The following is a 19,392-nucleotide window of genomic DNA, read 5'->3' as shown; positions in this document are numbered from 1 at the left end:
GATCTCGTCTCGCGGCGTCAGCTATCGCCGTTTTCGCTTACCTCCGCGATGGCGAGCTGGATACGTTCGGCAACGGCGGGATCGGTCTGCGCGGCCACGCCAATGGCGTTGTAGGTTGCAGGATCGATGCCGTGTTCTGTCAAAATAGCCTCGGCCTTTGCCTGGCGCGCAGCGTCGTCCACGGATTCGTCTTTTCCCATGCCGCGGATTTCCATCGCAGCTTCGACGAAAGCGGTGATCTGCTCATCGCTGAAATTGTCCTGCGCCGCCGGGGCCGGTGCTGCAGGCTGCGCCGCGTCCGCTGGCATTGCAGCCTCTGGTTGCCCCGCCTCTGGTTGCCCCGCCTCTGGCTGCGTGGTTTCGGCATCCATATGTGCCGGATCAAGCTCACTCGCCGCATCCTGCGCGGAGACGCCGACTGCGGTCAGCAGCAATGCGCCAGCGGTAATAGTTTTGAGGGTTTTCATCCAAATAATCCTTCCAAGCGTTCTTCACGCCCCCGCAATTCCGCTGCGCCGAATGCCCGCGTGCTGCAATCGCATCGACGCTGAATTGCAGGCAGAAACGGATAGAAGGAAGAATATGTGCGCCACGCGCGATGAGTGGATTGCACGCTGCCCGCCAAGACCAGAAATGGTGCCGCAGTCCGCCGCCGCCGCGCGCCATTTCATCGCTGACGCGGCGCGGGCTTAGCCGGATTTGCCGATTCTCTCAGGCGGTTACGCGTCCACCACGCGCATCAGGTTTTCCTGCATGACGGTGGCAACCAGCGTTCCGTCTTCGGCAAAGAAATGCCCCTTGCTAAGGCCGCGGGCATTGCCTGCCCATGGGCTGTGCCCCGCCAGCAGGTGCCACTGGCTGAAATCAGGCGTTGTGTGAAACCAGATCGCGTGATCCAGGCTGGATATCTGAACCCTGCTGTCGCCCGGCCGCACCCCGTGCGGCAGCAGCGCGTTTCTGAGGAAAAGGATGTCCGACGCATAGGCCAGCTGCGCGCGAGACATGCCGGGCACATCGCCGATTTCATCGCGAGATCGCATCCACACGGCAGAGCTTGGCGGATGCGGCGCATCGCCGAACAGGGATGGCGCATCGGCGGGTATGATCTCTATGGGGCGCAGCCCAAGGTCACCGATCACCGGCAGCCTCTCGATATCGCCCTGGCTCTCCTGCCAACGCTCCAGCGCATGGCGCGCGCTGGCCAGATCGCCCACGTCGGGCGCGGTGTCGGCATGGGACAGGCCGCCCTCTTCCAGCTGCGCGGAAACCGTCATGGTCAGCACCTGCCTGTCGCCCTGCACGGCATCCACGCGGTAACGCGAGAAGCTGCGCCCCGCGCCAAGCTGCGTCACATCATAGCGCACAGGATCGGCAGCCATGCCTGGAGCCAAGAAATTCGCGTGCAGCGAATGCGGCAATTTCCCGCTGCCCTCGGCCTCGCACGCAGCCATCAGGGCCTGGGCGAGTGCATGCCCGCCAAACAGGCGTTTGCCGACGCCCGATCCGGGTTCGCCTATCCAGCTGCCCTCTCCAACGGGTTTCAGCGTCAGCATGTCTGCAAAGGTAATCAAGGGCGTTCCTTTTCTCGTAATCTGCAAAACAGAAGGGCCGGGAGCATTTCCCGGCCCTTCGTGAAGATTGCAAGGCGTTAAACGCTAGAAACCGGCGCGCACGGTGATCCCATAGGTACGCGGCTCTGCAAGATATGCCGAATAGGTTTGCTGAGGCGCAACGAACGGCGTGTTGAACGCAACCTGCGTGTAATCCTTGTCGAACAGGTTGTTGGCCCACAGCTCCAGTGACCACGCACGGTCATTGCCGGAGATCCCGATACGGCCATTCACCGTGATGTAGCCTTCCTGTTCCTTGCCATAGAGCAGGTCCGATCCGGTGTTATAGGCGCTGGTGGAACGTGCGTTGAGGAACACCAGCCCCTCAAGGCCCGACGTGCCCAGTTCAGGTGTGAATGCGATCGATCCGGTCACCGTCGTCTTGGGCGCGTTGGACAGATTGTCTCCCGGCAACAGGCGCAGCGCGGGATCGAGCGGGGCGCCGGTGTCATCGCCGATCAGATTGTCCTTATACTTGGTATCGGCGTAGGTCATGCCGAAGGTCAAGGACAGGTCCCTTACAGGGTTGATCACCGTTTCCAGTTCAATACCCTGCGCGACGACGCCGGGCTGCACATCATCCGGGTTGCAGGCGCCGGTGGTGGGATCACCATCCATATCCGCGCCGCCAAGCGACGTGCCGCAGGAATTCACATTCTGCACCAGGAAGACAGAACCGTTGAAGGTGTTCAGCTGGAAGTTGGAGAACTCCTGATGGAACGCGGCAACGCTGACGGAGAATGGCCGGGTCGCATATTTCAGGCCGATTTCGAAAGCGTCCACCGTCTCTTCCTCGAACTGCAGGCCCGAGGGATCGAGAGCGTTGACGTTCAGGAACAGCGGAATGGCAAGGCCCGAACGGTCAAGGTTGAAGCCGCCCGCCTTATAGCCGCGAGAATAGCTGCCGTAGACCAGCAGATCCGGATTGGGCTGCCACGAGAGGACTGCCGTGCCGGTCAGCTCATTCTCGTCCCGCGAATCCGACAGCGAAACGCCATCCAGTTCGGAAGTCGAATTGCCCTGGCATGATAGCGAGATGAGGCCACCTGCCAGCCCCGCCAGCGCGGGCACCTGCAACAGCGGTGACAGCAGCTGCCGGTTTGCCGGGCAGATGGTGTTGTCATTGCCGAAGGTCGCGTCGAAATCCTTGCTTTCGTTGGTGTAACGAAGGCCCAGCGTCAGATCGACCGTGTCCGTCAGATGCACGATATTATGCGTGAAGACGGCGAAGTTCTGGCTTTCCTGATCGTAAACATCGCCCGTACCGCCAACATCGCTGACCTGTGACAGATTGTTGATCCCGGCAATGATCAGCGGGGTAGCCGGACCGAAGGCCGGATTGCCCACCGTTCCATCCAGGAAGGCGACTGCCGGGCCGAGGCAATTGTCCGCCGCCGGATTGGCCAGCGCCGGGTTGATGGCCAGCGCGATACGGCAGCTTACGAATGTGCCGTACTGCGTGCCGAAGCGCAGGTTATCCTGCGAGCGCAGGCTTTCATTGGCGTAATAGCCGCCAACCAGCCAATCCAGCCTGTCGTTGAAAGCCGTGCCGTTCAGGCGGATTTCCTGGGTGAAAGTCTCGAAGGCTCGCGCCCCGCCAAATTCATTCGGTGCGCGATAGAGGATATCGACGGTGGTATAATCCGTGTCCGACCCCTGGAAGTTGTTATATTCGCGATAACCCGTGATCGAGGTCAGCCTGACACCGCCAAAGTCCCAGTTGAGTTCACCCGAAAGACCCCAGTCCTCGGTCTCGCCATCATAGCTGCGGCCGGGGGTTACGTAGATATCGCGGTCGAAGGTGCTCTGGCTCAACGCCCGCGGATCCTGGCCCAGGCCCAGCAGGACATTGACGATCGGATTGCTCGTGCTGGTGAGCGCCGGATTGCCCTCCTGCGGTTTGGTATAGGGGTCAAGATCGGGGCTCACCACCGCCAGCGGCGCGAAGTCCGGCTGCACGAATGTGGCCGCGCAGCACGCCTCGTCTTTCTTGGAATAGTCGAAGATCAGGCGGAAGCTGAGATCGCTGTTCGGCTCGAACAGGGCCTGCGTCCTGAACAGGTAACGGTCGCGGTCGTTGACCTCCACGCCGTTGGTCACATCGTTATAGAAACCGTCGCGCTTGAAATACACGCCGTCCACGCGGGCTGCCACCTTGTCGCTCAGCGGCACGTTCAGGCCCGCCTCCAGGCGCATCGCATCGTAATTGCCGTAAGTGAAAGCGCCATAGCCGCTGAGGTCGAATTCCGGCGGGGCGGTATAGATGTTGATCAGGCCAGCGGTGGAGTTGCGGCCACCCAGCGTGCCCTGCGGTCCGCGCAGGATTTCCACCCGCTCGATCGGGCCAAGCTCAGACAGTGCATTGCCAGAGCGCGAACGGTAAACCCCATCGATGAAAACCGCGACCGAGCTTTCGAGGCCAGCGTTGTCACCCACCGTACCAATACCACGAATTCTTGCCGATCCGTTGGCTTCATTGCCCGTGGAGGACACCAATAGTGATGGCGCAATCTGGTTCAGTTCGCGAATATCGGTGGTGCCGGATTGCTCCAGCATCTCTCCCGAAATGGCCGATACGGCAATCGGAACATCGGAAAGCGATTGCGCGCGGCCCTGGGCCGTCACCACGATCACATTGTCGTTGGTATCGTCTTCCTGCGCCTCAACCGCATCCTGCGCGAGGGCAACTGTAGGTGCGCCAAGCAGCGCGCAAGCAAGCGCACCATAGGCAATCGACTGACGTAAAACCGGCTTCATGGCTCTCTCCATCTCCATTTTTCTTCGGAGAGTATGGCGCACACCTCGGTTCGGGACAGCCGTTACACCGGCTCTTTCACCCTCCCCTTGTAAATGGCGGTATGGCCATCTCATCTTCTATGTCGCCATGTGTGGTCTTTTTAAAAACAAGAATCAAGTAATTTGAATATCGGGTATCTTTTTGTCGTTTTACGCCTTGGAACACGGTCAATTCGCCCGCCGAACGCCCGATAACGAAGGCGCATAACGGGCGCGGCACCGGTCATAACGGGGTGCGGAAGGGCGGTTTGATCTGGTGCAGCCGTAACTTCTGAATCGGTCGCTACCGTCGCAGATGCCGAGAAGAGCGTGGTAAGAACTGGCGCGTTTCGGGCGTTACGCGCCTGCCCCTGCCACACGCCCATACCGCCTGACGAAGCTCATTTGGTGGCGCCGAACAGAAAGAAGGCCCGCTTTTTCGCCGCCTGCAGCAAAGCACGCCCTGCCAAAAGATCGCGCTGACTTCTGCCGGGCTCGCGCACCACCCATCATCATACCGCATTTTCAGTATTCGGACTTCGCCTCTTGCGATTCGGGTGCAGGCGTGCCTATCCTTGTGGCCAAGGAGAGACATGCCAATGCCCAATTCCCCGGACACCGCCAAGGGTGGCGGATGGTCGCTGCCGGACAACTGGCCGGCGGCAAGCCGCGCGAAAGTGCGCGCAATGCTGACGGCACCCGGCCAGCCGTTCGAGATGGAAACGGTGGCCATAGACGGCAGACCGACTCGCGTCTGGAAGAATGCCCCTGCCTCCCTGCGCGCCATTGCGCTGGCGGCATGCGATCATGGCGATGCCTTGTGCACCGTCTATAATGAAGAGCGCGTTTCGTACGACAGCTGGTTCCGGGCGACCGCCGCCCTGGCGCACCACCTGCGCGATGCCGGCGTGCGCAAGGGGGACCGCGTGGCGCTGGCCATGCGCAATTTGCCGGAATGGCCCGTCGCCTTCTTCGCCATCACTTCCATCGGCGCGATCTGTGTGCCCATCAACGCCTGGTGGACGGCGCAGGAGCTGGCCTTCGGCCTCAGTGATTCGGGCAGCAAGGCGATCATCTGCGATATCGAGCGGTGGGACCGCCTGAACAGTAACGAAGACAGCGCCCCCCTCCCCGAAATCCGCATCGTGTCGCGCGCGGCGGAGCCGGTGAAAGGCGCTGAGCGGCTGGAAGATATTCTCGGCCACACCGATGCATGGGCCGATCTGCCGGATCGGGACCTGCCGGAGGCCGAGATAGCGCCAGACGACGACGCGACGATCTTCTACACCAGCGGCACCACCGGCGCGCCCAAGGGGGCGCTGGGTTCGCATCGCAGCCTGTGCACCAATGTGCTCTCCAGCAAGTACAACCTCGCCTTCGCGCCGCTGCGCCGCGGCGAGATGCCGCCCGCGCCAGAGCGCAAGACGGTGCTGCTGGTGATCCCGCTGTTCCACGTAACGGCGTGTTCGGCCGCCATGGTCGGCTATTTCGTCAGCGGGCACGCGATGGTGTTCATGCACCACTGGAACGCCGAAGAGGCGATGGGCATTATCGAGCGTGAGGGCGTTAACCTGACAGGCGGCGTGCCGACCATCGCGTGGCAATTGCTCGATCACCCGGCGCGCAAGAATTACGACCTCTCCAGCCTTGAACTCATCACCTATGGCGGCGCGCCCGCCGCGCCTGAACTGGTGCGCCGCATCCGCGAGGAATTCGGCTGCGAACCGGGCAGCGGCTGGGGCATGACGGAAACGATGGCCACGGTGACGGGCCATGTGGCGGAGGACTATCTCAACCGGCCCGACAGCTGCGGCCCGGCAGTGGCGGTGGCAGACCTGAAAATCATGTCCGCCGACGGGACCGAGGAACTGCCCGTGGGCGAAGTGGGCGAACTCTACGCCTATGGCCCGATGATCGCGAAGGGATACTGGAACCGCCCGGACGCGACGGCGGAAAGCTTCATCGATGGCTGGATGCGCACGGGCGACCTGGCGCGGCTGGACGAGGAAGGCTTCTGCTATATCGTCGACCGCGCAAAGGACATGGTGATCCGCGGCGGCGAGAACATCTATTCCAGCGAGGTGGAGAACGTCCTCTACGAACACCCCGCCGTAACCGACGCCGCCGTGATCGGCCTGCCGCACCAGCAACTGGGGGAAGAACCCGCCGCCGTCGTCCACCTCTCGAAGGGGCAGAGCGCGAGCGAGGAGGAATTGCAGCAATGGGTCGGCCAGCGGCTGGCGCATTTCAAGGTGCCGGTGCGCATCGTTTTCACCGATGAAATGCTGCCGAGGAATGCCAACGGCAAGATTTTGAAGAAGGATTTGCGCGCCCTGTTTTAGTCGCCCGCCTCAACGCAATGGCTTCTGCTTGCTAGACAGGAAGAAAACCAACCGGTTTGCGCAAGCCCCGATCGCGGACGTTCTGCTTTACGCAGCCCTCTGAATAAGCAAAGCCGCGCCATGCTCGGGCTTCGCAATCCGATTCGCCTTATTCCAGCACTCTTCCTGTGCGCTATCGCGGTCGGCACCCTTCTCCTCAGTCTGCCCTTTGCCACTGCGCAGGAAACAAGCGCGCCCATTCTGACTGCATTTTTCACCTCGACCTCGGCAGTTTCGGTGACGGGCCTTATCGTCGTCGATACGCCCACCTACTGGTCTGTATTCGGGCAGGTAACGATACTGGTGCTCTTCCAGATCGGCGGCTTCGGCATCATGACGGCGGCGACCATGTTCGGCCTCATGGCTGGCCGTGGTTTCGGCCTGCGCCAGCGCATGGCGACACAGGTTGAACGCAGCCGCCTCGAAAGCGGAGACGCTGTTTCCGTGCTCAAGCTGGTTCTGGCGATAACGATCATCGTGGAAGGGGTGGTGGCAATTGCCCTGGCAACGCGCATGTGGCTTTTCCACGGAATGACACCAGCCGAAGCGGCATGGGACGGCCTGTTCCACGCGGTCAGCGCCTTCAACAACGCGGGCTTCTCCACGCATTCGGACAGCGTGATGGGTTACCAGAACGATGTCTACATCCTCGGCCCGATCATGTGTGCAGTTATCCTGACCGCCCTCGGCTTCCCGGTGATGCAGGATATTCGCGCCAACGGCTTTTCGTGGAGGAGGTGGTCGCTACACACGAAAATCACCGTCGCTGGCACGGGTGCCCTTCTGCTGTTCGGCTTCGTAAGCATCCTTGTCGCTGAGTGGAACAATCCGGCGACCCTGGGGCCGATGGCTATCGGCTCCAAGGTCCTCAACGCGGCCTTCCATTCGGTGATGCCGCGAACCGCCGGCTTCAACAGCCTCGATGTAGGCGGCTTTCACGATGAGACGCTCATGGTGAACTATCTGCTGATGTTCATCGGTGGCGGAAGCGCGGGCACGGCAGGCGGCATCAAGGTCACCACCTTCTTCGTGATCTTTGCCATCGTCCTTTCGGAAGTGAGGGGACGGCGGGACGCGGGCATTTTCAATCGCCGGTTCGGCTCTGCCTTGGAACGCCAATCGCTATCTGTCGCAGTGATGGCCGCGGCACTCATCCTCGCATCCACCACCTATATCGCTTCGATCAGCGAACTTGCCCTGCAGGACATATTGTTTGAAACGATATCCGCATTCGCAACGGTGGGTTTGTCGACCGGAATTACGGCCGATCTGCCGCCCACCGGCCAACTTGTCATCATCGCCTTGATGTTCGTGGGCCGCGTAGGCACCATCACCGTTGCCACGGCTCTTGCCCTTGAAGCGCGCGACCGCAGCTATCGCTATCCCGAGGAGAATGTCATTGTCGGCTAAGAAACGCAAACCCGTGCTTGTTATCGGCCTGGGCCGGTTTGGCGGGGCGGTGGCCCTTACCCTGGAGCGAATGGGGCACGAAGTGCTGGGCGCAGATAGCGAAGCGGCCCTGGTGCAGGAATTCGCGCCACAACTGACCAAGGTCGTTCAGGCCGATTGCACCGACCACCTGTGTCTCAAGAGCCTTGGCGTGGAGGACTTCGAGGCCGCAGTCGTCGCCATCGGCACCGATATCGAAGCCAGCGTGCTGACCGTGCTGGCCTTGTCTGACCTTGGGCTGACCAACATCTGGGCGAAAGCCACGAATGACAAGCACGCCCGCATTCTTGAAAGGACCGGTGCAACCCACGTCGTTTTTCCCGAGCAGAAAATGGGAGAACGCGTCGCCCATCTGCTGAACGAGCGCCTGCTCGACTTCATAGGATTTGGCGACGAGTTTGCCATTGCAAGGTTGAAGGCGCCAGAGGCGATCGTCGGGCTTCCGCTGGTCACCAGCGACTGCCGCCGGAAATTCGCCGTGACCGTGGTTGGAGTGAAGCGGGGGACGGAGGACTTCATTCACGCCGTCCCCGACACGCTCATCTTTCCAGACTACGAACTCGTCGTGTCGGGCAGGATTGCCGATATCGAACGATTTTCTGCACTGAACTAGACCTCATGGCCTCAGCCGCGCTCCCCCATCACTCGAAGGTGATGACGGAGCGCGCGATGGTGCCGGTCTTCATCTCTTCGAACGCCTCGTTCACCTGTGACAGCTGGATGCGGCGGGAGATCAGCTCGTCCAGCTTCAGCTTTCCGGCCATGTAGAAATCCACCAGGCGCGGGATGTCGACGGGGAATTGGTTCGATCCCATCATCGATCCGCGCAGCTGCTTTTCCTGCAACAGCTCGTATCCGTTGATCTGGATCTTCTGGCCCACGGGGATCATGCCGATCACGGTGGCGGTGCCCCGGCGGCGCAACATGCGGAAGGCATCGGACGCGGTGTCTGCCCTGCCGATGGCTTCGAAGGCGTGGTCCACCCCGCCATTGGTGAGGCCCAGCACCTTCTTCCACACATCGCCTTCCGACGCATCGATGAAATCGGTCGCGCCGAAATCGCGGGCGAGCTGTTCCTTGCCCGCCACCATGTCGATAGCGATGATCCGTCCGGCCCCGGCGATCTGGGCTGCATTGATGGTGGAAAGGCCCACGCCGCCGCAGCCGATCACGGCCACGCTCTGCCCCGGCCTGACTTCGGCCGTGCGCACGACGGAGCCATAGGCGGTGATCGTGGCGCAGCCCAGCAGCGCGGCGCGATCCAGCGGCATGTCCTTGCGGATTCTTACGCAGGCATTCTCGTGGATCAGCAATTGCTCGGCAAAGGCCGACAGGTTGAGGAATTGCGCCATCGATGCATCGGCGCTGCCCAGGCGCGGTTCGGCATCCTTGGCGCGCTGGGTATCAGGCTCGTTACACAGCGACAGGTGGCCGCCCACGCAGAATTCGCAATGGCCGCAAAAGGCGGAGAGGCAGGTGACCACGTGATCGCCCGGCGCAAGGTTGCGCACCTCGCTGCCCACTTGTTCCACCACGCCAGCGCATTCATGGCCCAGCACCGTGGGCAGCGCGGTGGGGTAATGGCCTTCCACGAAATGCAGGTCTGAATGGCAGACCCCGGTGGCCGAAGCGCGGATCAGCACCTCGTGCGGGCCGGGCTTTGAAATGGCGACATCTTCGATCTGCAGCGGCTCTCCTACCGCGCGCAATACGGCTGCTTTCACAATGCTCTCCAACTGGCATGACTTTTCGAATCGCAAACTCGCTGAAACGAACCGCTTTGCCAAGTCGATTTTTCAAAAGCTGAAAAATGCGTATGTAGACATATGCCACAAAAAGGTGCATCTGAAGGGGACTTCGAACGATCGGTGCCGTGGAGAGGACAGGCAGAACGTGGATTTTGATCTAAGCGACCGTCAGCGCGCCATGCGCGACCGGGTCAAGCACTTCATTGATGAGCGAATCAGGCCGCGCACGGCTGATTACAAGGCGGCAGCGGCCAAAGGAGACCGCTGGGCACCCAACCCCGTGATCGAGGAATTGAAGCCTGCCGCGCGGGAGGATGGCCTGTGGAATCTGTTCATGCCGCCACATTCTGGGCAGGAGCATGTGGACGATTCGTTTGCATTCCAGGGCGAGCAGCTTTCGAACCTTGAGTATGCTCTGTGCGCAGAGGAAATGGGCCGCGTTTCATGGGCCAGCGAGGTGTTCAACTGCTCCGCGCCCGACACCGGCAATATGGAAGTGCTGCACCGCTATGGCTCACGGGAGCAGAAGGACCGTTGGCTCACCCCGCTGATGAACGGCGAAATCCGCTCCGCCTTCCTGATGACGGAGCCGGACGTCGCCTCCTCCGACGCCACCAATATCGAGGCCAGCATCATCCGGGACGGCAACGAGTGGGTGATCAATGGCCGCAAGTGGTGGTCGAGCGGCGCGGGCGATCCGCGCTGCAAGGTCGCCATCGTGATGGGCAAGTCCGATCCCGGAGGCTCTCGCCATGGCAGCCAGTCGATGATCCTGCTGCCGATGGATACGCAGGGCGTGACCATCGAACGCATGCTGACCGTCTATGGCTATGACCATGCGCCCCACGGCCACGCGGAAATCAGCCTGAACAACGTGCGCCTGCCCGCCGACGCGATCTTGCTGGGCGAGGGGCGCGGCTTCGAAATCGCGCAGGGTCGCCTCGGGCCGGGGCGCATCCATCACTGCATGCGCACCATCGGTGTCGCGGAAGAGGCGCTGGAGGCCATGTGCCGCCGCCTCACCAATCGCGTGGCCTTCGGCAAGTTCATCTACCAGCAGAGCGTGTGGGAAGAGCGCGTCGCCCGCGCCCGCATCGATATCGAGATGAGCCGCCTCCTTTGCCTCAAGGCCGCCGACATGATGGACCGCGCCGGCAACAAGGCTGCGAAGAACGAGATCGCCATGATCAAGGTGCAGGCCCCCAACATGGCCCTCGCCATCTTGGATGACGCGATCCAGGCGCATGGCGGCGGCGGGGTGAGCAGCGATCACGATCTTGCCGCGACATGGGCCAGCATCCGCACCCTGCGCTTCGCAGACGGTCCTGACGAGGTGCACAACCGTGCCATCGCCCGCAACGAATTCGCCAAATACACAGACCTGAAGGCAAAGCCCGGCGCCCCGCGCGGGCCGGTGCCTTCCGGCGCAGGAGCAAACACATGACACGCGAAGCCGCCATCGTTTCCACCGCCCGTACGCCCATCGGCAAGGCCCATCGCGGCGCGTTCAACGCCACCATGCCCGACAGGCTGGCCGCCCACGTGATCGACGCCGCGCTCGATCGATCCGGCATCGAACCCGATCGCGTGCAGGATCTCTACTGGGGCTGCGGCAACCAGTACGGGCCGCAGTTCTACAACCTTGGCCGGATGAGCGTGTTCGGCAGCAAATTGCCGCAGGACGTTCCCGGCATGACGCTGGATCGCAAATGCGCATCGGGCCTCACCACCGTGGCGCTGGCCGCGCGCAGCATCATGGCGGGCGATGCCGATGTGCTGGTGGCGGGCGGGTGCGAATCCATCTCACTCACCATGGTGCCGGGCATTGTCGATCCCTCGTGGCGATCACCCAATGTGCTGGAGCATGAGCCCGACGCTTACATGGCGATGATCGAAACGGCAGAGATCGTGGCCGACCGCTACGACGTATCGCGCGAGGCGCAGGACCACTTTGCCGCGCAAAGCCAGCAGCGCGCCGCCGCCGCGACAGAGGCCGGACGGCTTGCCGACGAGATCGTGCCGCTCACCACAGAAAAGGTGATCCGCGCCAAGGATGGCAGCGAAACGGGCCGCGAAACGGTGACGCTGGAGGCGGACGAAGGCATTCGCGCAGGCACCACATACGAGGCGCTGGCGGGTCTGAACCCCGTCTTCAAGAATGGCGCAAAGGTGAAGGAAGGCCAGCACATCACGGCGGGCAACGCCAGCCAGCTTTCCGATGGCGCGGCGGCGCAGGTGCTGATGGACCGTGCCACGGCAGAGGCCGAGGGGCGCGAGGTGCTGGGCATCTTCCGCGGCTTTCAGGCGGCAGGCTGCGCGCCCGACGAAATGGGCATCGGCCCCGTCTTCGCCATTCCCAAATTGCTGGACCGCGCTGGCCTTTCGGTAGGCGATATCGGCCTGTGGGAAATCAACGAGGCCTTTGCCAGCCAGGCGCTCTACTGCCGCGATCACCTCGGCATCGATGCTGAAAAACTCAACGTCAACGGCGGCGCCATCGCCATCGGCCACCCCTTCGGCATGACGGGATCGCGCCTGGTGGGCGCCGTGCTGCTGGAAGCGCGTCGCCGCGGGGATCGTTTCGCCGTGGTTTCCATGTGCGTTGCGGGCGGCATGGGCGCTGCTGGCCTGTTCGAAATTCCATCCTGATTTTGCCCTGAGCGAGAAGAACAATGAACCTTGAATTCACCCAAGAAGAACAGGATTTCCGCGATGAAGTCCGCGCCTTTCTGAAGGAAAAACTGCCCGCCCGCCTTTCCGACAAGGTGCGCCAGGGAAAGCGTCTGACCAAGCAGGACATGGAAGAATGGCACGCCATCCTGAATGAAAAGGGCTGGCTCGCCCCGCATTGGCCGGAGCAGTACGGCGGCACGAACTGGTCCGTGATGCAGAAGTTCATCTTCGAGACCGAAACCGCCATGGCCCACGCCCCGCGCATCGTGCCCTTCGGCCTTTCCATGCTCGCGCCCGTGCTGATCAAATACGGCAGCGAGGAACAGCGCCAGCATTACCTGCCGCGCATTCTGGATGGCACGGACTGGTGGTGCCAGGGCTATTCGGAGCCGGGCGCCGGATCGGATCTCGCCAGCCTGAAGACAAGTGCGGTGCGGGAAGGCGATCACTACATCGTCAACGGCCAGAAGACCTGGACGACGCTGGGCCAATATGCCGACTGGATCTTCTGCCTGGTGCGCACGGACAGCAGCGGCAAGAAGCAGGAGGGTATTTCCTTCCTGCTGATCGATATGGATACGCCCGGTATCGAGGTCCGCCCGATCAAGCTGCTGGATGGCGATGCCGAGGTGAACGAAGTGTTCTTCACCGATGTGAAGGTGCCGGTAGAAAACCTGGTGGGCGAAGAGAACAAGGGCTGGACCTACGCCAAGTTCCTGCTGACTTACGAGCGCACCAATATCGCCGGGATCGGGGCCAGCATGGCCGCGATAGAGCGATTGAAGCACATCGCCCGCACCACGAAGAAGAACGGCGTGCTGCTGGCCGACGATCCGCTGTTTGCGCAGCGTCTGGCGCGGCTGGAGATCGACCTTGAGAACATGAAGACCACCAATCTTCGCGTGCTGGATGCAGCCGGCAAGGGCGGCGTTCCCGTGGCCGAAAGCTCCATGCTGAAAATCCGCGGTACGGAAATCCGGCAGGAAATCGGCGCGCTGATGCGCCGTGCCGCTGGCCGCTATGCCCAGCCCTTCGTCAGCGAAAGCATGGAAGAGGGATATAACGGCACGCCCGTCGGCCCGGAGTGGGTTGGCCCTGTTTCCTCCCAATATTTCAACAATCGCAAACTTTCGATCTTCGGCGGCTCCAACGAGGTGCAGCGCGAGATCATCACCAAAGCCATTCTGGAGCTCTGATCGACATGGATTTTGCAATCGGTGAAGACCGGCAGATGCTTAGCGACACGATGTCGCGCTTTCTTGCCAAAAATTTCGACTGGGAAAAACGTCTCAAGGTGATTGAAACCGATACAGGTTTTGACCGCGATCTGTGGAACGAGCTGGCCGAACTGGGTGTGCTGGGCGCGCTGTTTTCCGAAGATGTTGGCGGCTTTGGCGGCACGGGTTTCGATATCGGCACGGTGTTTGGCGAGGTAGGCCGCGCCATCGCGACGGGGCCGTTCCTGGAAACGCTGATGGCCGGCCGCCTGCTGGCCGCTGCTGGAGAGACGGACGCGCTGGAAAGCGTGATCGGCGGCGAGAAAATCGTCACCTTCGCGCACCAGCCTGCGCATGATGCCGAAACGGGCGAGGAAAGCGACGTCACCGCCAGCGGCTCTGGCGAGGACTGGACACTCACCGGCACGAAAGGCGTGGTCGGCTATATCGGCGCGGCGGACCTGATCGTGGTTACCGCAGATGACAAGGCGTTCCTGGTGGAAGCGGGCGGCGAAGGCGTGACCGTATCCGATTACAAGATGGTGGATGGCGGTGCAGGGGGTGAGCTCCACCTGTCAGGCACCCCGGCAAAGCTGCTTGCAGGCGTAACCGCTGAAGACATCGCGGCAGCCGAGGCCGCAGGCATCGTCGCCCTGTCATGGGAGGGCGTTGCGATCATGGATCAGCTGCGCGAACAGACGCTGGAATACATGCGCACGCGCAAGCAGTTCGGCATTCCCATCGGCAAGTTCCAGGCCTTGCAGCACCGCATGGCCACGCTGGCGCTGGAGATCGAGCAGGCGCGTTCGGCCTCCATCAACGCGGCGGCCTATTTCGACAAGCCTGAGCGCGATCGCTTTTCCGCTGCGGCGAAATACACTCTCGGCCATGTCGGCAATCTGGCGGCTGAGGAAGCCATCCAGATCCACGGCGGCATCGGCATGACATGGGAACTGCCGCTATCGCATTATGCGAAGCGGATGGTGATGCTGGGCCACGTGTTGGGTGACGAGGACGAGCACCTGTCACGCTATATCGCGCTGATGCAGGCGGCGTAACCCGCGAGGCGTTTTCAGTACCCTTCCATGCGGGCCAGCCGGTCCGCATGGAAGTCTGCATCGCCGAACATCTCTGCCAGCACGCGCTGGCGCTTCATGAAGAAGCCGACATCGTATTCATCGGTCATGCCGATACCGCCGTGCATCTGCACCGCTTCACGCACGGCAAGGCTGCTGGCCATGCCCGCCATCGCCTTGGCAACGGAGGCATCGCGGTCCTCATCTGCGCTGCCCGCATCTAGCGATTGCTGCGCCTTCAGCGTGGCGGCGCGGGCGACTTCCATTTCGCTGTAAAGATGCGCGGCGCGGTGTTGCAGCGCCTGGTAGCTGCCGATGATGCGGCCAAATTGCTTGCGCTGCTTGATGTAATCCAGCGTCATCGCGCTGGCTCCTTCGGCAACGCCCACCATTTCGGAGGATGCCCCGGCGCGCACGCCAGAGAGGATGCGGTTGAGGGTGGCGCGCCCATCGTCCACCTCGCCGATCACCGCGCTGCCATCCAGCTCCACGCCGTCAAATTCCACGCGTGCGGCAAAGCTGCTGTCGGCCAGGCGCGCGGACACCACACTTACACCGGGCTGTGATCGGGGCACGGCGAACAGCGTCACGCCGTCCTCGTCCGCCACATCGCCGGATGAGCGCGCGGAAACGATCAGCATGTCCGCCTCGTGCCCGAATGCCACGAACTGCTTGGTGCCCGTAAGGCGGAAGCCGTTGCCCTGTCGCTCTGCCTTCAAAGCCACGCTTTGCGGACGATGGCGCGCGCTTTCATCCAGCGCCAGCGCCGCCACGGTCTCGCCCGAAACGATGCCGGGAAGCCACGCCTGTTTCAGCGCCGCATCGGCTGCGCGAAGCGCCTCCACCGCGCCCACCGCCGTGCCGAGGAACGGCGATGGCGTGAGGTTGCGGCCGATCTCTTCCAGCACGATGCCCGCCTCTACATGGCCCATGCCAAGCCCGCCATCGGCCTCGTCCACCAGCACGCCGGTAAAGCCCATTTCGCCGAATTGCCGCCACAGGTCGCGCGAGAAGCCCGCCGGATCGTCCGCATCGCGCAAGGCGCGCAGGTGCGCGACGGGCGCTTCGCCCGCCATGAAGGGCCGCACGGTGTCGGCGAGGGTTTCCTGTGTCTCGTCAAGGAAAAGCGGCATGTCAGCCCTCCGGCAGTTCAAGTATACGCTTGGCGATGATGTTGAGCTGGATCTCGCTCGTCCCGCCTTCGATGGAATTGGCCTTGGTGCGCAGCCACGCGCGCGCCGCTTTGCCCTCGCCGGAGCTTTCACTCTCCCATTCCAGCGCGTCGCTGCCGCCTGCCGCCATAAGTAATTCGTGGCGATCCTTGTTCAGCTCGGTGCCGTAGTATTTCATCATGCTGGGCTGCGCGGGATGGATACGGCCTGCCTTCAGCCGGTCCATGAAACGCTCGCTCATCGCCGCAAAGGCGTGGCTGCGCACTTCAAACATGGCGATGCGAGCACGCAGCACGGGGTCGTCCAGCCGCCCCTGTTCATCGCGCCCCAGCTTGCCGAGAGCGTATTCGGAAAGCGACGGCCCCTGCGCCCGCCCGCCCATGCCGGAGATCATCTCCCGCTCATGGCCCAGCAGGTATTTCGCCACCGTCCAGCCCTGATTGATCTCGCCCAGCACCTGGTCCTTGGGCACCTTCACATCGTCGAAGAAGGTCTCACAGAACGGCGAGGAGCCGCTGATCAGCAGGATCGGCTTGGTTGAAACGCCTTCCGATTCCATATCGAACAGCAGGAAGGAAATGCCGCCCTGCTTTTGCGAAGTGTCTGTGCGAACAAGGCAGAAGATCCAGTCGGCCTGATCGGCATAGCTGGTCCACACCTTCTGCCCATTCACCAGGAAATGATCGCCCTTGTCCTCTGCACTGGTGGCAAGGCTGGCGAGGTCTGAACCGGCATTGGGCTCGCTATAGCCCTGGCACCAGCGGATTTCGCCGCGCGCGATTTTCGGCAGGTGCTCCAGCTTCTGTTCTTCGGTGCCGTATTCCAGCAGCGCCGGGCCGAGCATGGAGATGCCGAAGCTTTGCAGCGGCACACGGCAACCCAGCGCCGCCATCTCCTGCTTCAACACCTTGGCCTCCGCAGGCGACAGTCCGCCGCCGCCATATTCCTTCGGCCAGTCGGGCACGGTCCAGCCGCGCTGCGCCATCACCTCCAGCCATTGCTTCTGCGCATCGCTTGCAAAGGTAAAGTTCCGCCCGCCCCAGCACACGTCCTTCTCGCTGCGCATCGGTGTGCGCATCTCGGACGGGCAGTTCGCTTCAAGCCAGTCACGCACCTCGCGGCGGAAAGTCTCCAGCTCGTCAGCCATTGAAACGCTCGCCCTTGGCCGCCTTGTCGCGCAGCAGCTGGCTTGCCTCCATGCCGTGCTTTTCCAACCCGGCCAGCACCGTGTCGAGGCCGATCGTGTCGGCCCAGAACATCGGACCGCCGGTGTAGGGCGGCCAGCCATAGCCGTTGATCCACACGGTATCGATGTCGCTGGCACGCTGCGCAATGCCCTCTTCCAGTATCAGCGCGCCCTCGTTCACCATCGGGTAGAGCAGCCGCTCGCGGATTTCCTCGTCCGAGATATCGCGCTGCTCCTTGCCCGATTTCGCGGCGAATTCGGCAATCACCGCGTCAACCTCGTCAGACGGCGTGCGCTGGCGGTTCTCGTCGTAATCGTAGAAGCCCTTGCCGGTTTTCTGCCCGCGCCGCCCGCGTTCACACAGCACTTCGCGCACGGTGGAGCTGCTGGTCTTTTCCGGGTCCCAGCCGATGTCCAGCCCAGCCAGATCAGACATTTGGAACGGACCCATCGGGAAGCCGAAATCGGTCAGCACCTTGTCCACCTGCGCAGGGCGCGCGCCTTCCATCAACAGGTCGCTCGCCTGTTCCTGCCGCTTGGCCAACATGCGATTGCCGATGAAGCCGTGGCACACGCCCGATACCACCGCGACCTTGCCGATTTTTTTCGCCAGATCCATCGCAGTGGCCATCACAGCCGCGCTGGTCTTGTCGCCGCGCACAACCTCCAGCAGCCGCATGATATTGGCGGGCGAGAAGAAGTGCAGGCCCACCACCTGCTCCGGCCGCGATGTGCAGGCGGCGATTTCGTTCACATCCAGATAGCTGGTGTTCGACGCCATGATCGCATCGGGCTTGCAGATCGTGTCCAGCTTGCCGAACACGTCCTTCTTGATGGCCATCAGCTCGAACACCGCCTCGATCACCAGGTCGCAATCCGCGAAATCCTGGTAATCGAGCGAAGTGGTGAGGTGGCCCAAGGCCGCTTCCACCTGCTCTGCGCTCATCCGGCCCTTGCGCGCGGTGGCGTCGTAATTCTTGCGGATGATGCCGACGCCTCGGTCCAGCGCCTCCTGCTCCCGCTCCACCATGGTGACGTCATATCCGGCGGAGAGGAAGTTCATCGCGATACCGCCGCCCATCGTGCCCGCGCCGATGATGCCCACCTTGCGGATGGGGAGAGGCGCTGTGTCCTTCGGCATGCCGTCGATCTTGCCCGCCTGCCGCTCTGCAAAGAACACGTGGCGCAGCGCCTTTGACTGGTCTCCCATCACCAGCTCCATGAAGAACTCGCGTTCCTTGGCGATGCCTTCCTCGTAAGGCAGCCTGGTCGACAGCTCGACCGCCTCGATGCACTTGGCGGGCGCTTCCAGCCCTTTCAGGCGGCGCGCGTGCTTCTGGCGGAAGGCATCGAACACGCCTGCGTCATGGTCATGAATCCTGTCGGTCCGCTGGCTGGAGACGGGATGTTCGCTGCGAGCGGCAACTTCGCGGGCGAAGGCGATGGCCTCGTCTCGCAAGGTTTCCGGCGCCACGATCTTGTCGAGCAGGCCGATGGCCTCGGCCTTCTTCGCCGGGATGGGATTGCCCGTCACGATGATGGGCAGCGCTTCTTCCACGCCCACCACGCGCGGCAGGCGCTGCGTGCCGCCCGCGCCGGGAAGGATGCCGATCTTCACTTCGGGCAGGCCGATCTTGGTGGCGGGAATGCCGATGCGGTAATTACAGCCCAGCGCAATCTCACAGCCGCCGCCCAGCGCGGTGCCGTTCAGCGCCACGACCACGGGCTTTGCCAGATCCTCGATACTGTCGATCAGTTCGGGCAGGGTGGGATGCACCGGCTGCTTGCCGAATTCGGTGATGTCCGCCCCGCCGGAGAACATGCGCCCTTCTGCCCGGATCACCACGGCCTTCACGCTGTCATCACCCGCAGCCTCTTCCACGGCGGCGGCCATCGCGTTGCGCACTTCGGTGGAGAAGGCGTTCACGGGCGGATTGTTCAGGGTGATGACGAAGACTTCGCCTTCGCGTTGCGTGGTGATTTTGGACATGCTGGCTCCCATTCAGACTGGTTTGGCGCGCAGCCCGAATTTGGCCCGCGCGACTCCTCTTGCCAAAAAGCTCTATTGCATACCGTGTTTTCAGACAAGCGGTTTGCCGAAACTG

Annotated in this window: 14 protein-coding genes; 7 read left to right on the top strand and 7 right to left on the bottom strand. The window is 62.4% G+C overall.

Translation table 11 applies throughout. The annotated features are described in order from the left end of the window. Positions 1–17 precede the first annotated feature (17 nt). The 3 genes from GRF63_RS02280 to GRF63_RS02270 all read right to left on the bottom strand — a co-directional run bounded on the left by GRF63_RS02280 (position 18) and on the right by GRF63_RS02270 (position 4,367). Positions 18–467 carry a DUF4168 domain-containing protein gene (locus tag GRF63_RS02280; protein WP_160484389.1) on the bottom strand — a complete coding sequence of 150 codons (450 nt, stop codon included), beginning with the start codon at positions 465–467 and terminating at the stop codon, positions 18–20. Between the two features lie 252 nt (positions 468–719). Continuing rightward, positions 720–1,571, bottom strand: coding sequence for an acyl-CoA thioesterase (locus tag GRF63_RS02275; RefSeq protein ID WP_237392255.1), 852 nt, complete (start codon positions 1,569–1,571; stop codon positions 720–722). Between the two features lie 84 nt (positions 1,572–1,655). Next, the gene (locus tag GRF63_RS02270) at positions 1,656–4,367 is read right to left on the bottom strand and encodes a TonB-dependent receptor (protein WP_160484388.1); all 2,712 of its coding nucleotides are present in this window, start codon (positions 4,365–4,367) and stop codon (positions 1,656–1,658) included. 617 nt (positions 4,368–4,984) lie between these two features. Between GRF63_RS02270 and GRF63_RS02265 the strand changes: the two genes are divergently transcribed. The 3 genes from GRF63_RS02265 to GRF63_RS02255 all read left to right on the top strand — a co-directional run bounded on the left by GRF63_RS02265 (position 4,985) and on the right by GRF63_RS02255 (position 8,828). Beyond that, on the top strand, positions 4,985–6,727 hold the full coding sequence (locus tag GRF63_RS02265) for a class I adenylate-forming enzyme family protein (RefSeq protein WP_202131544.1): 1,743 nt from the start codon (positions 4,985–4,987) through the stop codon (positions 6,725–6,727). Positions 6,728–6,847: 120 nt separating this feature from the next. Further along, positions 6,848–8,176 (top strand): TrkH family potassium uptake protein, encoded by a 1,329-nt coding sequence (locus GRF63_RS02260; protein ID WP_160484386.1) that lies wholly within the window; start codon positions 6,848–6,850, stop codon positions 8,174–8,176. 13 nt (positions 8,177–8,189) lie between these two features. After that, positions 8,190–8,828 (top strand): potassium channel family protein, encoded by a 639-nt coding sequence (locus tag GRF63_RS02255; protein WP_337189595.1) that lies wholly within the window; start codon positions 8,190–8,192, stop codon positions 8,826–8,828. A 28-nt stretch (positions 8,829–8,856) separates the two neighbouring features. Here the strand turns inward: GRF63_RS02255 and GRF63_RS02250 are convergent, their stop codons facing one another. Further along, positions 8,857–9,939: a zinc-binding dehydrogenase gene (locus GRF63_RS02250; protein ID WP_160484384.1), complete on the bottom strand. Its 1,083-nt coding sequence runs from the start codon at positions 9,937–9,939 to the stop codon at positions 8,857–8,859. Between the two features lie 169 nt (positions 9,940–10,108). On the opposite strand from GRF63_RS02250, the gene GRF63_RS02245 reads away from it, so the two are divergent. The 4 genes from GRF63_RS02245 to GRF63_RS02230 are packed head-to-tail and all read left to right on the top strand — an operon-like array spanning position 10,109 to position 14,911. Then, positions 10,109–11,407 carry an acyl-CoA dehydrogenase family protein gene (locus GRF63_RS02245; protein WP_160484383.1) on the top strand — a complete coding sequence of 433 codons (1,299 nt, stop codon included), beginning with the start codon at positions 10,109–10,111 and terminating at the stop codon, positions 11,405–11,407. Continuing rightward, positions 11,404–12,612, top strand: a complete 1,209-nt coding sequence (locus GRF63_RS02240) for a thiolase family protein (RefSeq protein ID WP_160484382.1) — start codon at positions 11,404–11,406, stop codon at positions 12,610–12,612. The genes GRF63_RS02245 and GRF63_RS02240 overlap by 4 nt, the downstream gene beginning before the upstream one ends. 23 nt (positions 12,613–12,635) lie before the next feature. Then, positions 12,636–13,832, top strand: coding sequence for an acyl-CoA dehydrogenase family protein (locus GRF63_RS02235; RefSeq protein WP_160484381.1), 1,197 nt, complete (start codon positions 12,636–12,638; stop codon positions 13,830–13,832). A 5-nt stretch (positions 13,833–13,837) separates the two neighbouring features. After that, a complete protein-coding gene (locus GRF63_RS02230) occupies positions 13,838–14,911 on the top strand; it encodes an acyl-CoA dehydrogenase family protein (RefSeq protein ID WP_160484380.1) in 1,074 nt (357 codons plus the stop codon). A 14-nt stretch (positions 14,912–14,925) separates the two neighbouring features. Here GRF63_RS02230 and GRF63_RS02225 read toward each other — a convergent pair whose 3' ends face one another. From GRF63_RS02225 to GRF63_RS02215, 3 genes are read right to left on the bottom strand one after another with little or no spacing between them, the layout of a single operon-like run. Beyond that, the gene (locus GRF63_RS02225; RefSeq protein WP_160484379.1) at positions 14,926–16,062 is read right to left on the bottom strand and encodes an acyl-CoA dehydrogenase family protein; all 1,137 of its coding nucleotides are present in this window, start codon (positions 16,060–16,062) and stop codon (positions 14,926–14,928) included. A gap of 1 nt (position 16,063) precedes the next feature. Next, entirely contained in the window at positions 16,064–17,248 is a 1,185-nt protein-coding gene (locus tag GRF63_RS02220) for an acyl-CoA dehydrogenase family protein (RefSeq protein WP_160484378.1), read from the bottom strand. Next, a complete protein-coding gene (locus GRF63_RS02215; protein ID WP_160484377.1) occupies positions 17,241–19,277 on the bottom strand; it encodes a 3-hydroxyacyl-CoA dehydrogenase NAD-binding domain-containing protein in 2,037 nt (678 codons plus the stop codon). The genes GRF63_RS02220 and GRF63_RS02215 overlap by 8 nt, the downstream gene beginning before the upstream one ends. Between the last annotated feature and the right edge of the window lie 115 nt (positions 19,278–19,392).

This window comes from Aurantiacibacter rhizosphaerae (genome assembly GCF_009807005.1).
Lineage (GTDB): Bacteria > Pseudomonadota > Alphaproteobacteria > Sphingomonadales > Sphingomonadaceae > Alteraurantiacibacter > Alteraurantiacibacter rhizosphaerae.
This window is presented reverse-complemented; position numbering and strand designations above follow the sequence as displayed.